Annotated in this window: 15 protein-coding genes and 1 tRNA gene; 12 read left to right on the top strand and 4 right to left on the bottom strand. The window is 31.8% G+C overall.

Annotated features, from left to right (window positions below; all coding sequences use genetic code 11):
• Positions 1–27: 27 nt before the first annotated feature.
• Positions 28–100, bottom strand: a tRNA-Gly gene (locus LDL23_RS10520).
• 156 nt (positions 101–256) lie between these two features.
• Here LDL23_RS10520 and LDL23_RS10515 point away from each other — a divergent pair.
• On the top strand, positions 257–694 hold the full coding sequence (locus LDL23_RS10515) for a GNAT family N-acetyltransferase (RefSeq protein ID WP_291265658.1): 438 nt from the start codon (positions 257–259) through the stop codon (positions 692–694).
• A 50-nt stretch (positions 695–744) separates the two neighbouring features.
• The gene (locus LDL23_RS10510; protein WP_291265657.1) at positions 745–2,334 is read left to right on the top strand and encodes a L,D-transpeptidase family protein; all 1,590 of its coding nucleotides are present in this window, start codon (positions 745–747) and stop codon (positions 2,332–2,334) included.
• A 71-nt stretch (positions 2,335–2,405) separates the two neighbouring features.
• On the opposite strand, the gene LDL23_RS10505 is transcribed toward LDL23_RS10510, so the two are convergent.
• Positions 2,406–3,137 carry a murein L,D-transpeptidase catalytic domain family protein gene (locus tag LDL23_RS10505; RefSeq protein ID WP_291265656.1) on the bottom strand — a complete coding sequence of 244 codons (732 nt, stop codon included), beginning with the start codon at positions 3,135–3,137 and terminating at the stop codon, positions 2,406–2,408.
• A gap of 241 nt (positions 3,138–3,378) precedes the next feature.
• On the opposite strand from LDL23_RS10505, the gene LDL23_RS10500 reads away from it, so the two are divergent.
• From LDL23_RS10500 to LDL23_RS10465, 8 genes are all read left to right on the top strand, one after another.
• Positions 3,379–5,736 (top strand): DUF5916 domain-containing protein, encoded by a 2,358-nt coding sequence (locus LDL23_RS10500; protein WP_366935487.1) that lies wholly within the window; start codon positions 3,379–3,381, stop codon positions 5,734–5,736.
• Between the two features lie 83 nt (positions 5,737–5,819).
• Positions 5,820–7,337 (top strand): 2,3-bisphosphoglycerate-independent phosphoglycerate mutase, encoded by a 1,518-nt coding sequence (gene gpmI / locus LDL23_RS10495; protein ID WP_291265654.1) that lies wholly within the window; start codon positions 5,820–5,822, stop codon positions 7,335–7,337.
• 139 nt (positions 7,338–7,476) lie between these two features.
• Complete coding sequence (locus LDL23_RS10490) at positions 7,477–8,148, top strand: TetR/AcrR family transcriptional regulator (protein WP_291265653.1); 672 nt, start codon at positions 7,477–7,479, stop codon at positions 8,146–8,148.
• Positions 8,145–9,797, top strand: coding sequence for an ATP-binding cassette domain-containing protein (locus LDL23_RS10485; RefSeq protein ID WP_291265652.1), 1,653 nt, complete (start codon positions 8,145–8,147; stop codon positions 9,795–9,797). Before LDL23_RS10490 ends, LDL23_RS10485 begins: the two co-directional genes overlap by 4 nt.
• A gap of 3 nt (positions 9,798–9,800) precedes the next feature.
• The gene (locus LDL23_RS10480; protein WP_291265651.1) at positions 9,801–11,144 is read left to right on the top strand and encodes a biotin/lipoyl-binding protein; all 1,344 of its coding nucleotides are present in this window, start codon (positions 9,801–9,803) and stop codon (positions 11,142–11,144) included.
• 44 nt (positions 11,145–11,188) lie between these two features.
• Positions 11,189–12,532, top strand: coding sequence for a TolC family protein (locus tag LDL23_RS10475; protein ID WP_291265659.1), 1,344 nt, complete (start codon positions 11,189–11,191; stop codon positions 12,530–12,532).
• Between the two features lie 83 nt (positions 12,533–12,615).
• Complete coding sequence (locus LDL23_RS10470; RefSeq protein ID WP_291265650.1) at positions 12,616–15,915, top strand: hypothetical protein; 3,300 nt, start codon at positions 12,616–12,618, stop codon at positions 15,913–15,915.
• Positions 15,866–16,222 carry a T9SS type B sorting domain-containing protein gene (locus LDL23_RS10465; RefSeq protein ID WP_291265649.1) on the top strand — a complete coding sequence of 119 codons (357 nt, stop codon included), beginning with the start codon at positions 15,866–15,868 and terminating at the stop codon, positions 16,220–16,222. The genes LDL23_RS10470 and LDL23_RS10465 overlap by 50 nt, the downstream gene beginning before the upstream one ends.
• A gap of 72 nt (positions 16,223–16,294) precedes the next feature.
• On the opposite strand, the gene LDL23_RS10460 is transcribed toward LDL23_RS10465, so the two are convergent.
• Positions 16,295–16,630, bottom strand: coding sequence for an RNA-binding protein (locus tag LDL23_RS10460; protein WP_026724257.1), 336 nt, complete (start codon positions 16,628–16,630; stop codon positions 16,295–16,297).
• 188 nt (positions 16,631–16,818) lie between these two features.
• Positions 16,819–18,096 (bottom strand): acetyl-CoA hydrolase/transferase C-terminal domain-containing protein, encoded by a 1,278-nt coding sequence (locus tag LDL23_RS10455; protein WP_291265648.1) that lies wholly within the window; start codon positions 18,094–18,096, stop codon positions 16,819–16,821.
• A 177-nt stretch (positions 18,097–18,273) separates the two neighbouring features.
• On the opposite strand from LDL23_RS10455, the gene map reads away from it, so the two are divergent.
• Both map and LDL23_RS10445 read left to right on the top strand, forming a co-directional pair.
• Positions 18,274–19,092, top strand: a complete 819-nt coding sequence (map, locus tag LDL23_RS10450; RefSeq protein WP_291108422.1) for a type I methionyl aminopeptidase — start codon at positions 18,274–18,276, stop codon at positions 19,090–19,092.
• The gene (locus LDL23_RS10445; protein ID WP_291265647.1) at positions 19,092–19,856 is read left to right on the top strand and encodes a class I SAM-dependent methyltransferase; all 765 of its coding nucleotides are present in this window, start codon (positions 19,092–19,094) and stop codon (positions 19,854–19,856) included. Before map ends, LDL23_RS10445 begins: the two co-directional genes overlap by 1 nt.
• Positions 19,857–19,988: the final 132 nt, after the last annotated feature.

Below are 19,988 nucleotides of genomic sequence, written 5' to 3'. Positions count from 1 at the left end.
AATTGCTAAAGCAAGGCCTTGTTGAAGAGCGGAAGACGAGGCTCGAACTCGCGACAACCAGCTTGGAAGGCTGGAGCTCTACCAACTGAGCTACTTCCGCATAACAAAAGCGTTAACTTTTGTGGGTGCAAATATACTTTAAAAGTTTTGGTAATTGCAAATTTTTTTTGATATTTTTTTCAAAGCTATTGCACTAACTTTACCCTAGAATTAACCCTTTTCTCTAAAAGATTAACTTTTAATGAGTTATATAATTATGAAAATAAAAAAAATCAGTTCGATTGAAACATATCCTGTACGACATGAAGTTTTAAGAAAAGGAAAACCAATTGAAACTTGTCAATTTAAAGGTGATGATGATGAAAACACGACTCATTTTGGATTGTTTTTAGAAAACAAACTTGTTGGAATCATCTCCATTTTTAAAGAAAACAATACTTTATTCTCAGAAACAAATCAATTTCAAATTAGAGGAATGGCGGTTTTAGAAGAATTTCAAGGCAAAGGACTTGGAGCCGAATTAGTAAAAGAAGCTGAAAATCATTGCGTTAATTTGAACGCAGATTTAATTTGGTTCAACGCACGGGAAAATGCAGTTCCGTTTTACAAAAAATTAGATTATAAAATTATTGGCGATTCTTTTCTTATTCCTGATGTTGGCATTCATTTTGTAATGTATAAGAAAATACACTGAGAAGATTTTCAATAATTCTTCTTATATTTATATCAGAATTGCTGCTCTCTATGAAAAAAATTACTTTTCTATTTCTAATCTTCTCCGTTATTTCTTGTAAAAAGGAACCCTTACCTATTGCTTTTGACAATAGTATTATAAAAGATACCGTTTTAAATATTATCATTAGACCTGTTCATCCTGATTTACTAAGCGATAAATCCGACAGTATAAAATTGTACTATCAGAAAATGAATTTTCACGAAATTTGGTATTTAGATGAAAACCGAAGAGATTTAATCAATGAAATTAAATTTTGCTACGAAGATGGATTAAATCCAAACGATTATGAAATTAAAATTATTGAAGATTTAGAAAGCAAAAGAGCAAAATTAAATGATGAAGACATTGTAAAATATGATATTCTACTTACCGAAACCTTTGAAAAATTAGCTAACCATCTCCACAAAGGAAAATTAAATCCGAAAGAATTATATACCGATTGGGATTTAAAACCAAAAGAAATAGCTCTTTCTCCATTATTAGAAAAAGGGATTAAAGAGAAAATTATCGCTTCAACTTTTAAGGATTTAAAACCTAATCACATAGTTTACCAATTACTTAAAAAAAGTTTAGTTGAAATTGACAAATTTCCAAACGTAACCTTTGAAAAAATAAGTACAAAAAACAAAATTGTTGTAAACGACACTTTACCTGAAATGGTAAAAATTAAGAAGAGATTGGCGTATTGGAAAGATTACAAAAACAAAGATAGTATCATTACTTGGGCTTACGATACTTTGACTCTTAAAGCGGTAAAACGTTTTCAAGCACGTCATGGATTAGCTCCTGATGGCGTTATCGGAATTGGAACACTTAGAGCTTTAAACACCACTAAAAACGAGCGAATTGAACAAATATTTGCCAATTTAGAGCGTTGGCGTTGGTATCCATCTGATTTAGGTGAGAAATATTTGATTGCTAACATTCCAGATTACATGTTGCATTATGTAAAAAACAATGACACAATTGCTTCCCATCGAATTGTAGTGGGAACTCCAAAAAGAAAAACTCCAATTTTGAGTTCCAAGTTATCCAATTTTGTTTTCAATCCTACTTGGACTATTCCGCCTACAATTATTAAAGAAGATTTAACTCCTGAGGCGTCAAAAAATCGAAATTATTTTCCATCAAGAAGACTAACCATATACAACAGTCAAGGTAAAGAAGTAAGTCCGTATGAATGGAATCCGGCAAAAGCAAACAATTACAAATACGTTCAAAAACCCGGTTACAATAACTCGTTGGGATTGGTGAAATTCAATTTTGTTAACCGCCATTCCGTTTATTTACACGACACAAATCATCGCGATTATTTTGTAAAAACGTATCGTTCATTAAGTTCTGGATGTGTACGAGTTGAAAATCCATTGGTTTTAACCAAACAAATATTAACTGAAATCAATCCAGAAAAATGGAGCGGAGGCGAAATTGATTCCATTCTGAAACAAGAAAAAACAAAAACAGTGTCTATTAAAGACACTGTGAATGTATATTTGTTTTATTGGACGAGTTGGATAGAAAATGACAAACTTCAATTTAGAGATGACATTTATGAACTCGATAAAGTCCTTTTTCAGAAACTAAGGAATCGCGATTAATAAAACTTTGCGTTAGCAAAACCAATAAAAAAAGTGATTACATAAATGACAACTTAAAATCAAATCCACATTTATGAAACTAATTTAGATTTTGCCACATAAGCTCTTGATGGGTGATAAATGAAAATACAAGATTTTCCTTTGATCGTTTCTATTAATTCTTTGTGTATTTCATAAGGAACAGCAGGACAACCTTGACTTCTTCCTAATCTTCCCGTATTTTTAATAAACGATTTACTTACATAATCAGCTCCGTGAACTACAACTGCTCTATTTCTAGCGTTATCGTTAATTCCATATTCCATTCCGTCTAAACGTAAAGACAAACCGTGTTTTCCTGTGTAAGTTTCACCAGTAATATAAAAACCTAAACTACTTTTAAAAGATTCGCTTGCATTAGAAAAATCTGTAGCGTATTCAGAACCCGAATTTCTTCCGTGAGAAACTAACGATTTTAAAATCACTTTTTGTGTTTTCATATCAACAACCCACATTCTTTCTTGAGATGATGACAAGCTAAAATCAACTATAGTTAAAATTTCATTTTGAATTTTTCCCAGTTGCTTTAATTGCTCATATCCTTCAAAAGCTGCAATAAAACTTTCAAAAGAAGGTAAAGAAAAACCATTGGAATCAATAACTGAATAAAATGATTTAGTCTTAGCTTCAAAAGTAGCTTTCGCATTTGCAGCAATTAATTTCGGATCTGTTGATGTAACTTCACTCTTAATGTTTTCTGTTGTATTTAAAGGCTTGAACGAAAAAACGCAAAATAAAATTAGGGGCAAAAATCTGTAAATCATTGTTAATCTTGTAGTTATATTGTTGTTGTGATGTGTCAAATATATTTATTTTTTTTAAACCTGCAAACTTTTTTATGTATTTTGTCGAAAATTTTAACCTTTCGTCGATTATTCCCACAAAAGTTAAACATTATATAAAAAAAGTAGACATATAAAGTAATCCAATATTTTTGCAATCAAAATTCATTACATGACAAACAAATTCGGCATCACTATATTTATTTGCTTGACAAGCTTTTTTTTGTCATTTTCACAAACAAAAAAAAGTGTATCTACAAAGAAAACAACTGAAAATATTTCAATTGATGCTGAATTAAACGAAGCTTCATGGAAAGATGCTGAAATTGCAACCGACTTTGTTTCTTTAGAACCTAAAAACGGAACACCTATTCCCGAAGAATTTAAAACCGAGGTTAAAATACTATACTCAAACGATGCTATATATATAGGAGCAAAATTATATGATCCAAATCCAGAGAAAATTTTAAAAGAATTGGTAGAACGCGACGAAATTGGCACTTCTGATTTTTTTGGAATTTTTATTAATGGTTACAACGATGGCCAGCAAGAATTTAGATTTTTCGTTACTGCTGCCAACGGACAAATCGACACCAACTTTACTTCTGCGGAAGGTGAAGATGGTTCTTGGAACGCTATTTGGGAAAGCAATGCAAAAATTACGGATTTTGGTTATGTTGTAGAAATGAAAATTCCATACGCAGCTTTACGTTTTCCTGAAAAAGACAAACAAACTTGGGGACTTAACTTTTTTAGAGAAGTTAGACGAGAACGTCAAAAATATACTTGGAGTCCAATTGATAATAAAATTGGAGCCATTTCGCAACAAGCCGGAATTTTGACTGGAATCGAAAACATCAAAACACCTACCCGATTATTTTTAATACCTTATTCTTCCTTTTATCTTTCAGGAAGTGATGCTCAAAAAACAAAAGGCGAATTAAAAGGAGGATTGGATGTTAAATATGGAATTAATGACGCTTTTACGTTAGATGCGATTTTAGTTCCCGATTTTGGTCAAACTAAATATGATAATGTAATTTTAAACTTAGGTCCTTTCGAACAACAATTTAACGAAAACCGTCCTTTCTTCACAGAAGGAACTGACTTATTTAGTAAAGGGAATTTATTGTACTCGAGAAGAATTGGACAAACCCCAGATTTGAATTTAAACATAGCTGCAAATGAGTCGGTAGCGTATCCCGGAGCTGTAAATTTATTAAATGCAATGAAAATTTCAGGTCGCGATAAAGATGGTTTGGGAATTGGTTTTCTTAATGCAATCACTGAAAAAACAATGGCAACCGCTACAAACTCTATCGATAATTCAACTCGACAAGTAGAAGTTTCTCCTTTGACAAATTATAACGTGATGGTTTTTGATCAACGATTTAATCAAAATTCATCGGTAACTTTCATTAACACAAATGTTACACGAAACGGGAGTTTTAGAGATGCCAACGTAACCGGATTATTATTCGACTTGAACAACAAAACCAACAAATACAATCTTTCTGGAGGATTAAAATCGAGCAGTATTAATGATGTTGAAAATAAAAACGGTTATAATGCATCGTTATATTTTGCAGAAACAAACGGAAAATTTAGATATAGTTTCGGAAGCGAATACATGTCAAAAGATTTCGAAATAAACGATTTAGGAATTAATTTCAGAACCAACTATTATTCGTTTTCTGGAAACACCAACTTTCGTATCCTAAACCCAAATAAAACTTTCAACACCTTTAGAATTAACCTGAATTCTTACTTTGAATTCTATACGCCTACAAACCAAATTCAAGCGAGTAATTTCAATGTTAACTTAAATTCTACAAATAAGAAAAATCATTATTTTGGTGCAGGAATTAACTTTAACCCTTTCAAAAATTACGATTATTACGAACCTCGTGTTGCTGATAGGTATTTCGTAAATCCTACAAATGTTGGTGGATTTTTATATTTTTCATCGAATTACAATTATAAATTTGCTGTAGACATCAATCCCTATATAACCCACGTTATAGACCAAAACAGATATGAAGCAGGGATAAATATTAGTCCAAGATATCGATTTAACGACAAATTTTCTTTATCATACAGTTTTGATTATTTCAAACAGCAAAATGACATTGGTTTTATTGATTTTGAAGGCTCAAATATCATTTTTGCTAGAAGAAACAGAGATACTTATACCAATTCAATATCGAGTAAATTTTCGATAAGCAGCGTGATGAATTTTAATTTATCGGTTAGACATTATTGGTCTTTGGCAGAAAACAATAAAATCAACAACTTAAATGAAGATGGAAGTTTAGCACTAAACACCACTTATACAGGTAATAAAAACTCAAACTTTAGTACTTGGAATTTAGATTTAAGTTATTCATGGTGGTTTGCTCCAGGAAGTCAAATGTCGATTTTATACCGAAATAATGCTGCAACTTTTGACAGAACTATTAATAAAAATTTCAACTCGAATTTTTCTAATTTATTACAGGACAATTTGAATCATATTTTATCAATAAGCATTCGTTATTTCATCGATTATAATCAGGCTAAAAACTGGATTAGAAAAGGATAAATCACTTAATCGTTTTCGTAATTTTAAGTTGGATTTTTATCTAAAAATTTATCAATTGTTTATCTTTGTACAAACACACAAAAATGAACAAAAAAGTAATTTTAATGATATTGGATGGTTGGGGAAAATCGCCTGATCCAAAAGTTTCTGCAATAGACAACGCCAACACTCCTTTTATTGACAGTTTATATACCAAATATCCAAATGCCCAACTTCGCACTGATGGTTTAAACGTAGGTTTACCAGAAGGGCAAATGGGAAATTCAGAAGTAGGACACATGAACCTAGGCGCTGGAAGAATCGTATACCAAGATTTAGCCAAACTAAATTTAGCGGTTGAACACAAAACCATGAGTCAAGAAAAACCACTTATGGAAGCTTTTGATTATGCCAAAAAGAACAACAAAGCGATTCATTTCTTAGGATTGGTTTCAGATGGTGGTGTGCATTCTCATACTTCACATTTAAGAGGTCTGATTGATGCTGCTCAAGAAAGTGGTGTTCAAAACATGTTTGTTCATGCCTTTACCGATGGTCGTGATGTAGATCCAAAATCGGGAGCTAAATACATTTTAGATTTAGAAAATTATCTTCAAAACACCAATGCAAAATTAGCTTCTGTAATTGGAAGATACTATGCAATGGATAGAGATAAGCGTTGGGAAAGAGTAAAATTAGCTTACGATTTAATAGTAAATGCAGAAGGAATTCACTCAAAAAATGCGGTTGCGACTATTAACGAAAGTTATGCAAACAATGTTACTGATGAATTTATTCAACCTATTGTGATGGTGGATGAGAACAACAATCCTGTTGCGAAAATTCAAGACGAAGATGTGGTGATTTTCTTCAATTTCAGAACCGATAGAGGAAGAGAATTAACCGAAGTTTTATCGCAAAAAGACTTCCACGAATTCAACATGCACAAACTGAATTTGTATTATGTTACAATGACCAACTACGATGAAACATATGAAAATGTTCACGTAATTTACGACAAAGACAACATCACAGAAACACTTGGAGAAGTTTTAGAAAAAGCTTATAAAAAACAAATCCGTATTGCCGAAACCGAGAAATATCCACATGTAACCTTTTTCTTTTCTGGCGGAAGAGAAGAACCTTTTGTAGGCGAAACACGTATTTTGAAAAATTCACCAAAAGTAGCCACTTACGATTTACAACCTGAAATGAGTGCTTTTGAACTTAAAGATGCTTTAGTTGAAGAACTTAAAAAAGGTGAAGTTGATTTTGTTTGTTTAAACTTTGCCAATGGTGATATGGTGGGTCACACAGGCGTAATGGAAGCCGCAATAAAAGCTTGCGAAGCCGTTGATGTTTGTGTAAAAGAAGTAGTTGAAACCGCTTTAGAAAACAATTACACCACAATAATCATCGCCGATCATGGAAATTGCGAAACGATGATTAATCCAGATGGTTCGCCAAATACAGCACACACTACAAATCCAGTTCCAATTATTTTGGTTGATAAAGAATTAAAAAATATTCAAAATGGTGTTTTGGGCGACATCGCTCCTACTATTTTAGAGTTAATGGGAATTGAAAAACCAGCAGTAATGACTTGTAAATCATTATTATAAATAACGACTCAAATAAATTTAAAAAAGAGATTCAAGTTAATGAATCTCTTTTTTTTACATCCAACAATTGTAAATTAAAAGTTAAACTTTTATAAATTGATAGTATTACTATTATATTTGCATCTATAAATATTATAACATGCAAAATTTACTATCTAATTTAAAAATAACCATCAACGAAAAGTTATATGTTAAAGATCCTGAAACTTCAGAATTAGGACGTAATATCCTAAAAAATAGCATCATACTAATTGATGAAATTGGCTTTGAAGCGTTTACGTTTAAAAAATTAGGTGAGAAAATTCAATCTAACGAGAGTTCTATTTATCGTTATTTTGAAAATAAGCATAAATTATTAGTTTACCTAACTTCATGGTATTGGTCGTGGATGGAATATCGTATGGCATTTGCCACAACAAATGTTTCAAATCCGATAGAAAAACTGGAAAAAGCAATTAAACTAGTTACCGAAAATGTAGTAGACGATAATGCAACTCCGCATATCAATGAAGAAATTCTAAGTCGAATAATTGTAGAAGAATTTACAAAAACTTTAATGACAAAAGAAGTTGACAATGAAAACAAAGAAGGTTTTTTCTTAGTTTATAAAAGAGTTATCAACCGCATAATTGATATCATAAAAGAAGTGAATTCCGATTATCCTTACGCAAAAAGTTTGGCTTCAAACATTGTAGAAGGTGCGCTGCATCAACATTTTTTAAAAAATCATTTAAAAACTATTACCAACTTATCTGAAAAAGAATGCGCAACCGAATTCTATACAGATATGGCTAAAAAAATACTACTATGACACCATTAAAAAGATTCAAAAACCTCATCTTAATAGACAAACAAGATATTTATCAAATATTCTTGTATTCTATCATAGCTGGATTAATCAGCTTGTCTTTGCCATTAGGAATTCAATCTATTATCAATTTTATTCAAGCTGGTGAGGTAAGCACTTCTTGGATAATTCTTGTAATTATTGTTGTGGTTGGAGTAGCTTTTGTAGGATTACTAAAAATCATGCAATTTAGAATCACCGAAAACTTACAACAGAAAATATTTGTGCGTTCATCATTTGAATTTGCTTATCGTTTTCCGAAAATAAAATTCAATGAACTACACAATCAATATCCTCCGGAATTAGCGAATCGATTTTTTGATACGTTAACGGTTCAAAAAGGATTTACTAAACTTTTATTGGATATTTCTGGAGCTGCTTTGCAAATCTTTTTCGGTATTATTTTACTTTCTTTATATCATTCCTTTTTTATCTTTTTTGGCCTTATACTTTTGATATTGTTGTATTTGATTTTCAAAATCAACTTCAACATAGGATTAGAAACCAGTTTAAAAGAATCAAAATACAAATACAAAATTGCACATTGGTTACAAGAAATTGCTAGAAATCATTTAAGTTTTAAAAGCAATTCAATTTTTAATTATTCGCTACACAAAAATGATAAATTAGTTAATGAATATCTGAAACAACGTGAAAATCATTTTCAGGTTTTAATGAAGCAATTTGTTCAACTAACGGGATTTAAAATTTTAATCACTGCTGGTTTATTAATAATTGGAGGATTATTAGTAATCAACCAACAAATGAACATTGGACAATTCGTTGCAGCTGAAATTATCATTTTGAGTATTATTGCAGCGGTTGAAAAGCTATTTTCTGGATTAGAATTGTTTTATGATGTATTAACTTCTTTAGAAAAATTAGGTTCTGTTGTGGATATGGAATTAGAAGAAGATATTCAAAATTCAAATTATTTAGTGGATCGAAATAAAATTACGATTGAAACTGAAAATCTATCGTTTACCTATCCTAAATCAGATAAAGAAATATTAAAAACCATAAATCTGACCATTCACCCCAAGCAACACACCTTAATTTTGGGCGAAAATGGTTCTGGAAAAACAACTTTAATTCGTTTGTTAGCGCGATTAATTGAACCAACATCAGGAAGTATTTTTATCAATAATACCAATTACAAAAAGTATTCATCTGACGAATATCGCTCAAAAATTGGAATTATCACAGCTCATGAAATGCCTTTTGAAGGCACAATTTTAGAGAATATCACTTGTAATAATCCAGAAATTAAAATGGAAATAGTTTTTGATTTAATCGAAAAATTAAAACTAACCGAAGCCATCAAAGCTCTTCCTCAAGGATTAGACACTAGGATTTCATCTGAAGGAAAACAAATCAATTCATCAACAATACAAAAAATTGTATTAGCTCGTTGCATCATTAATGAACCGAAATTATTGTTCTTAGAAAATCCTTTGGACAAATCTGACGAACAAACTTGCAAAGAAATCATTGATTTTTTAAGCGAAGAAAAACATCCATGGACATTAGTTGTTGCAAGTAAAAACAATTATTGGAAACAAATTTGTAAGCAAACCATTCTTTTGGAAAAAGGTGAAATTAAATCCATTTAAGCCATGCTAAACATCACAAAAAATAGAATTGATCAATTCGTAAAGTTAGAGCAATTCAAATCAGGACAAATATTTAAAGAACAGAAGCATTACAAAGTAATTCGAAAGATTATTTGGGCTTTTGTTATTATGGTGGTTTTATTTCTTTTTCTTCCTTGGACACAGAACATACAAGGAACAGGAAATGTAACCACTTTAAAACCAAATCAACGTCCGCAAACCATTCAAACCATTATTGGCGGCCGAATCGAAAAATGGTTTGTAAACGAAGGGGATTTTGTTAAAAAAGGAGATACCATTTTGTTTATTTCGGAGATTAAAGAAGAATATTTAGACCCTAATTTAATAGAAAATACAGGCAATCAAGTAAAAGCTAAAGAAAATGCAGCTACATCTTATGCAGATAAAGTAAAAGCATTAGAAAGTCAGATGGGAGCAATTCAAAACGAAAAAAACTTAAAATTAAAACAAGCGCAAAACAAACTAAAACAAGCGTATTTAAAAGTACAAAGTGATAGCATCGATTTTGAAGCAACGAAAACACAACTTAAAATTGCTAAAACCCAATATACACGTTCTGTAAACTTAAACAAAGAAGGGTTAAAACCAATGACCGATGTGGAGGAAAAACGCATGAAATTACAAGAAACGGAGGCAAAAATTATTACACAAGAGAACAAGTATATTACTAGTAAAAACGAGGTTTTAAACGCAACAATGGAGCTTAACAGAATTAGCGCCGAATATGCAGAAAAAAACGCAAAAGCTAGTAGCGACAAACAAACTGCTTTGAGTTCACAATTTGATACTGAAGCACAAGTAAACAAACTGAAAAACCAGTACAAAAATTACCAAATTAGAAATGGATTGTATTACATTACAGCTCCACAAGATGGCTATGTTAACCGAGCGTTGCAGTCGGGAATTGGTGAAACCATTAAGGAAGGGACTGCTGTTGTGAGCATTATGCCAGCAAAATATGATATTGCTGTAGAAACTTATATCGAACCAATGGATTTTCCATTAATTAACAAAGGCGAAAAAGTAAGAGTTTGGTTTGATGGATGGCCTACAATTGTTTTCAGTGGTTGGCCTGATGTTTCTTACGGAACTTTTGGAGGAATCATTGTTGCCAAAGAAAATTTCATTAGTCCAAACGGAAAATACCGAGTGCTAATTGCGCCCGACCCGAATGATAAAAAATGGCCAAAACAACTAAGCATTGGAGCTGGAACTCAAACTTTAGCATTGCTAGACGATGTGCCAATTTGGTTTGAAATTTGGCGAACTCTAAATGGATTTCCTCCTAATTTTTACCAACCTGCATCAGAAAACACTAAAAAATAATGAAATCGAAACTTTTTTATATCTTCATTTTCATTTGTAGTTCAATGAATTTATTTGGCCAAAATAACCCAACAGAATTCACGTACAATGAATTTTTAGGTTATGTAAAAAAATATCATCCGTTAGTAAAACAAGCCGATTTAAAACTGAACGAAGCGCAAGCTAATTTAATGCAAGCGCGAGGTGCTTTTGATCCAAAAATTGAAGTTGATTTCAATGAAAAACAATTCAAAGACAATCAATATTATTCTATTTTAAATAGCAGTTTTAAAATTCCAACTTGGTACGGAATTGAGCTAAAAGCAGGATTTGATAACTCTGAAGGAATATACGTAAATCCAGAAAACACGTTACCAAACAGCGGATTAACTTCGTTTGGAATTTCAGTTCCTGTTGGTCAAGGATTATTCATTAATCAGCGAATGGCTGATATTAGAAAAGCAAAAATTGCACAAAATTTAAATGCGGCCGAACGCAATTTACAAGCAATTGAAGTTTTGTATGAAGCTTCTGTAAGTTATGCAAACTGGAAAAGAGCTTTTGAAGAAGTAAAATTATATGAAAATTACCTGGTTAATGCTTCAAATCGATATAAAGGAATTGAAAAATTAATCTCAGAAGGCGACAAACCAGCGATTGATAGCATTGAAGCAGGAATTGTTGTAAAAACCAGATTGTTAAACTTAGAAGATGCTAAATTAAAACTTATTAAGGCGAAGCTAGAATTATCAAACTATTTATGGTTAGAAAATAATGTTCCTTTAGAATTAAAGGATGATTTAATACCAGAAATTACATTATCAAAAACGATAAAAGAAGTTTTACAAATAAACGAATTAAACCCAATTGACTTAAACAATCATCCTAAAATAAAAGCTTTAGACGCCAAAATCGCGATGCTTAAAGTAGACAAAAAACTAAAAGCCAACGCTCTTTTACCCAAACTTGATATAAGTTATAATTATTTATCCGAACCAAGTTATATTGATAATTATCGCTTTGAAGATTATAAAATTGGGGTAAATTTCTCTTTTCCGCTTTTTTTGAGAAAAGAAAGAGCTGGAGTAAAATTAGCTACTATTAAAATTCAAGACTCCGAATTTGGATTACAATTTGAGCGAAAAAGTATAGAAAACAAGATAAAATCGCAACAACAAGAAATTGCCTCTTTAGAAAAACAAAGAGAATATATCCGAAAACTAATTCAAGATTACAACACGCTATTGAATGCGGAAGATCGCTTATTTGAAATGGGAGAAAGTTCGTTGTTTGTAATTAATTCGAGAGAAAACACCTTGGTAAGTTCACAAATAAATGAAATAGCTTTAGAGAATAGATACTTAAATACTATTATAGGTTTGTATAAAACGATAGCTAACGCAAATTAAATTTAACAATAATTGGATGAAAATGTTAGTTTTGTAACTTATCCATCAAAAAATTAATAAATTAGCGCTCCCAAACTATTGAAATGAAAAACAAAATTTCTAATTTATTATTTTTGCTTCTACTATTTAGTGTAAAAAATTTCGCTCAAGGAGGTGCATCCTCTTGTGCTCAATTAGCAGCAAATCCTGGCGCATATCAATCTTGCGCAACTAGCATCCCATTTAGTAGTTCTGTGGGAGGAAATGGAGAAAGTTTTAACTCAACTTGTATTCCTTCTCAGTATGTTGGTCCAACTTGGTTTTTTATTGAAATCGATTCTCCAGGAAATGTAGTGCTACAAATTAGTCAACAAAATTTAGCCGGTAACGGAACTGATGTTGATTTTGTTTTATGGGGGCCTTTTTCAAACTTAAATAACATATGTAATCAACTAAATACTGCCAATGAAGTTGATTGTAGTTACTTGCCCGATACGGTTGAAATAGTTAACATTCCAAATAGTAATGCTGGTGATTTATATGTAATTGTAATTGACAATTATTCTGGACAAGCAGGAAATATTACGGTATCTCAAACAGGAGGGACTGGAAGTACAAATTGTGATTTCTTATCTTCTGTAAGTTTAAACAATACTGATGGTTCACTATTAACTAATTTAGATTATTGCAAACCAGACACTAAAGAAATTGTAGCAACGATAGATATTTCAGATTTTCCAGGAATCCCTAGTAATTTGAGATTCAATTATACTTGGTTCAAAGATGGCATACAAGTTAATGCAATTTCTAATTCAATATCTTCTACCAACAGTTTAATTGTTTCTGAAAGTGGACTTTATAAAGTAGTTACAACGGCATATGACATTACCGTAAATCCAGCAGGAAGTTTAACTGGTTTAAGGATTAGTGAAGCTGAAGCTAATTTAAAATTTCACATAAAACCTGATGTTAGTATATCGAATTCTAATACTGTTTGTTTAAATACGAACCCAATATTATCGTCAAACATTCTTAATAACGTAGGTTTAAATTCTACTATTGATGTATTAAGTTATCAATGGTATCATAATAACAATATAGTTGTTGGTGCTACGTCAACCACGTTTACTCCAACTTTACCTGGAGATTATTTTATAAAAGTTACCAATTTACCTTGTTCGGAAACAGATTCAAATGTTATCAGAATTATTGCTAATCCTAACGTTCAAATTTCATCTAATGCTACCATTTGTGAAAATGATTCTTATACAATTACTTCTACAAACACAAATGGAAGCATAAATAGTTCTTTAACCTATCAATGGTTTAAAGATGGTAGTGCTATAGCTGGAGCAAACACTTCGACTTATACGGTAACTAAATTTAATCAGGCGCTAAATACAACTTCACAATACTATTTAGAAACCACAGAACAAGGAACTTGTACAAATACCTCAAATTCAGTTGCAATTACCATAAATGCTTTACCTGTAATCAATACCGTTTCAACAACTTTGGAACAATGTGATTATATCAATAATACTCTTGATGGAATTGCAGAAACCAACTTACTTCAGCTTTACAATTATTTTACCAATAACACAGCTGGATTAACTATATATTTTTATTCAGATTCTGGATTAACTCAATTAATTAATAATCCTACAAATTATATCAATGTTGGTTTTCCTTTTTTACAAACCATTTATGTAAAAGCAGTTAATGAAAATGTAGTACCAAATTGCACCTCTATAAACTCTGGAAGTTTTGTGCTACAAATTAATCCAACAAGTGTTGCTAACTATCCAGACATTCCGGCAGTATGTCCTGAAATTAATCAAAATTATGGGTTTATAAATTTTGATGCTCAACGTATTTTAATTAAAAACACCTATTTTCCAAGCTCTGATGTATCAATTTCATTTCATTTGAACACATCAGATGCATCAACTGGTTTAAATGGCCAAAGTAACACAAGTCAAATACCTGTTGGAACATCAACTATTTACACACGAATAATTTCGAATGCTACACAAAGCTGTGAAGGTATTGGTACTTTTCAAGTAGTTGTTACTCAAGCTCCTTTACAAAATGTAATAAGCAACGAGTCCGTTTGTCTATTAGACTCATTTTTATTGAATACTAAAGACATAGAAGCATTAGTTGGACAAAATTCTACTGTAATTGTTTCTTATTTTAACACGTTTGACAATGCAAAAGACAATGTTTTAGTAATTAATAAAAATATTCCGCTTCCATTAACTTTAGGGACACGAACTATTTTTGCTCGTTTATTTGATACATTAACTGGGTGTTTTTCAATCGTAAATTTTAATATCACTGTTTTCCCAAATCCAATTATTTCGCAACCATCTCCAATACGTCATTGTGGTGATGTCACTGCAATTTTTGATTTAAATAGTAGGATAGCTCAAATCAGAAATGGGAACACTAATTATCAAGTCACTTTCTATGCAAATAATGCAGATTTATTAGCTAATAATCCTATATCAACGCCTGACAATTATACAAGCGCGTCTACAACAATAATCTGTAAAGTAGTTGATCCTACAAACAATTCATGTGAATCATTAACTACTTTGAATCTTGTAGTTATGGCGGATCCAGGAAGCAATACTAATCCAACTCAACTTGAATTATGTAATGACTCAGGTTTTGAGTATTTCGATTTAACTTCTAGGGAAATTCAAATGGCTGGCACAACTCCAATTAATACAATAGAATTTAGATATTATAAAGAGTTAGCTGATGCATTAGCGAATTCGAATACTAGCAACCGTATTTTTTTACCTAACAATTTCTTAAATACAACTATAAATTTTCAAAAAATATATGTTCGTTTAAACAGTAGAACTAACATTGATAGCGAAACAGGATTAGCTTGTTATAAAATATTAGAATTAGATCTTTATGTGAGACCATTTCCTGAAAATAAACTTTCAAAGGAACCTTATATTATTTGTATAGATCAATTGAACTCCATTACTTATCCAGTAGAAATCAAAACATTATTAAACTCAACGGATTATACTTTTCAATGGTTTACAAATCATGACGCTTTAATTGGTAATGAAATTGTAGGAGAAATAAATACTTCATTTACAACATCAATTGTTGGACAATATTCAGTAGTGGTAACCAATATTTCTAATGCTGCCAATTGTTCCTCTATATTTAATTTTAGTACTGAAAATTCTATTATTCCAAATAGCTTAACTATTACACCAAATGAATTGATTGCCTTTGGAACTGACAATACTGTTACCGCAATAGTTACTCCAATTTCTAATGACTACTTATATTCTATAAATGGTTCATCTTTTCAAGCTAGTAATGTATTTACAAACATACCCTGGTGGAGATTATACGTTAACAGTAATTAATAAATTTGGATGTGGAGAAGTTAGTGCTCAATTTACAGTTGTAGATTTCCTAAACTACTTCACTCCAAATGGAGATGGATACAACGACACTTGGAATATTAAAGGAAGTAATGCTTTAGATGCCGCTGTAATTAGAATTTTTGATCGATACGGTAAATTAATTGCAGAAATTGATCCAAATGGTGAAGGCTGGAATGGAACTTTAAACGGCAAACCACTTCCTTCAACTGAGTATTGGTTTACGATTGAATACACAAACAATAGTATTACGAAAGAATTTAAAGGACATTTTAGTTTGATTCGATAAATATGAAATAAAGCAAATAAAAAAAGCCTTCGCGATGCGAAGGCTTTTTGCGTTTTATATCCAAAAAGTATATTAATAACGACCTCTTGAGTTGTTATCTCTATTATTAGAATAACCACCTCTACTTCCACCAGCATTACGATCGAAGCTTCTTCTTTCGCCTTCTGGTTTTGGTTCAGATTTGTTAACAACGATTTTTCTACCTTCGATAGTTCCACCGTTTAATTCGTCGATTGCTTTTTGAGCTTCAGCATCATTAGCCATTTCAACAAATCCAAATCCTTTACTTCTTCCGGTAAATTTATCAGAGATAATTTTAACTGATTCTACAGCTCCATACTCTTCAAAATAACCTCTTAAATCTGCTTCCTCTACACTGAAAGGAAGACTTCCTACAAAAATATTCATCTATGAAAAATTTAATTCCTTACAAAGGTAGGCTATTTAATGTTGTCAAAAGGTTAAAGTTTGATTTATTTTTAAAAACAACCCATTTTAGCTAAAAAATTCAAAATCAAAAGGTTAGTTTTTTGAAAAAAATTTAATAAAAAAAGACAACCTTACGATTGTCTTTCTATTACTTACTCAACTTTTTATTATTTATGGCCACCTGTCATATCGTAATAAGCACGTTCTATTGCTTCTTGATGATTTGGATGTGCAATTTTTACTAACTCTGCAACTCTTTGTTTTAATGTTTTTCCGTATAAATCAGCAATACCATTTTCAGTAATGATATAATGTGCGTGAGCTCTTGTTGTTACCACACCAGCACCTTGTTTTAAATAGGGTACAATTCTACTTTCTCCTCTTTTGGTAATCGAAGGTAGAGCAATAATCGCTTTTCCTCCTTCACTTAATGATGCTCCACGAATAAAATCCATCTGACCTCCAACTCCAGAATACATAGTACTTCCGATAGAATCCGCACAAACTTGACCAGTTAAATCTACTTCGATAGCTGAATTAATCGCCACCATTTTAGGGTTTCTACGAATTCTAGCGGTATCATTCACCATTGAAGATTCCTTCATTTCGATAAACGGATTATCATCCACAAAATCATACAAACGTTTTGATCCCATTAAAAAAGTAGCTAGAGCTCTTCCACGTAAAGTTCCTTTGTAGTTACAGTTGATAACGTCGTTTTCTATTAAATCGATAACACCATCGGAAAACATTTCGGTGTGTAATCCTAAATCTTTGTGATTGGTTAATTTACTTAAAGCCGCATTTGGAATAGAACCAATTCCCATTTGAAGCGTACTTTTGTCCTCAATTAATGAAGCAACATAGGTTCCGATTTTTTCTTCTTCTGTTGTAAACGGAGTTACATCATGTGCAAAAATTGGTAAATTAACATCTACTAAATAATCAATTTCTGAAACGTGTAAAATTCCATCACCAAAAGTCCTTGGCATTTGCGGATTTACTTGAGCTACAACTATTTTTGCATTTTCAATTGCCGCTAACGAAGCTTCAACCGAAACCCCTAAAGAACAATATCCATGACTATCTGGAGGTGAAACGTGAATGAAAGCTACATCTAATTTCACCACACTTTTTCTAAACAATAATGGTAATTCACTCAAAAAAACAGGTGTATATGAACCATTTCCTGCTTTTAAAGTATGACGTACATTAGCTCCAATAAAAAAGGAGTTCACATGAAAACTTTCAGCTAATTCTGGATTTGCATAAGGTGCGTCTCCTTCTGTGTGCAAATGACATAGTTCTACATTTCTAAGCTCAGATGCTCTATCAGTTAATGCTTTTGTTAAGATTGTCGGTGTAGCAGCAGCAGCCTGAACATAGACCCTATCACCACTTTTTACTACTTGTACAGCTTCCGCTGCAGTTACATATTTTCCCATACCTAATGAAATTTATATTGCAAAATTATGCCCTAATTTAGGGATAAAATATGACAATTCTCATATTTAGTTAGCCGTTTTGGGTTAAAGCAATCGGAGCATCAAATTAAAATTGAATTATGAATTTGTACTTATAATTGAACTTGAATTCGTACTTTTGCCTCGAAATTTCACATTATGATTGTAATAAAAACTTTAGAAGAAATTGAATTAATGCGTGAAAGCGCTTTGATTGTTTCTAAAACATTAGGAATGATTGCGAAGGAAATTAAACCTGGTGTAACTACTTTATATTTAGACAAATTAGCAGAAGATTTTCTTCGTTCGCACGGAGCGGAGCCTGCATTTTTAGGTATGTATGGTTTTCCAAACTCACTTTGTATGAGTCCAAACACACAAGTAGTACATGGTATTCCAAATAATATTCCGTTACAAGATGGCGATATTATTTCGGTAGATTGTGGTGCTTTTAAGAATGGTTTTTATGGGGATCATGCTTACACTTTTGAAGTAGGTGAAGTTGCTCCAGAAACAAAAAAGCTTTTACAAGTTACTAAGGAATCGCTTTACGTGGGAATTCGTGAAACTAAAGTTGGGAATCGTGTTGAAGATATCGGGCATGCCATCCAACAATATTGCGAAAGTCATGGTTATGGTGTGGTTCGCGAATTATGCGGACACGGTTTAGGCAGAAAAATGCACGAAGATCCAGAAGTTCCAAATTACGGAAAACGTGGTCGTGGAAAAAAATTAGTCAACGGAATGGTCATTGCTATCGAACCGATGATTAACATGGGCACCAAAAACATCAAACAACATAAAGACGGTTGGACAATTACTACTGCTGACGGAAAACCAAGCGCACACTTTGAACACGATGTAGCTATTGTTGACGGGAAACCTGAATTATTATCTACTTTTGCCTATATCTATGAAGCTTTAGGGATTGTTAGCAATGAAGAAGATGGATTGAGACAAAAACCTTTAGTGCTGTAATGAAAAAATTATTCAAACTTATACTTAACACCATTCCTCGTCCGATATTGATTCGTTTGAGTATTGTGGTGCGTCCTATTTTGGCTTTTTTATTGAGAGGAAGTCGTTTTACAGATCCTATTGACGGGAAAAGCTTTCGTATGTTTTTACCTTATGGATATGGAACACAACGAAACAACGTGTTGTCACCAAGCACGCTTTCATTAGAAAGACATCGTTTGTTGTGGCTATATTTACAAAACGAAACGGATTTTTTTACCGCTCCAAAAAAAGTATTACACTTTGCTCCTGAGCAAGAATTTTACAAGCGTTTTAAAAAGCAAACAAATTTAGATTATATAACTACCGATTTGTTTTCGCCATTAGCTGATGTAAAAGCTGATATTTGTAATTTACCTTTTGAAGATAATTCGTATGATATCATTTTATGTAATCACGTTTTGGAACATATTCCGGATGACACAAAAGCGATGCAAGAATTATATCGCGTTTTAAAACCAGGTGGAATGGGAATCTTTCAAATTCCGCAAGACTTATCAAGAGCGACAACTTTTACAGATGATTCTATTACTGACCCAAAAGAAAGAGCAAAAATCTTCGGACAATACGATCACGTAAGAGTTTATGGTAGAGATTACTTTGACAAACTAAGAAGTATTGGTTTTAAGGTTGACGAAGTAGATTATACCAAAAAAATTGCTCCTGAATTAGTAGAAAAATACTGTTTAGCAAAAGGAGAAATTATTCCGGTTTGTTATAAATAAAAAAATCCCGCAATCATTACAATTGCGGGATTTTGAATTTAATAAAAACCTATCTATTCTTCTGGCATTAACATACCAATTACTTTATCTTTAGCCAAATATTTCTTAGCTACATCTTGAAGTTCTTTAACG

Source organism: Flavobacterium sp. (assembly GCF_020217025.1).
In the GTDB taxonomy this organism is placed as follows: domain Bacteria; phylum Bacteroidota; class Bacteroidia; order Flavobacteriales; family Flavobacteriaceae; genus Flavobacterium.
This window is presented reverse-complemented; position numbering and strand designations above follow the sequence as displayed.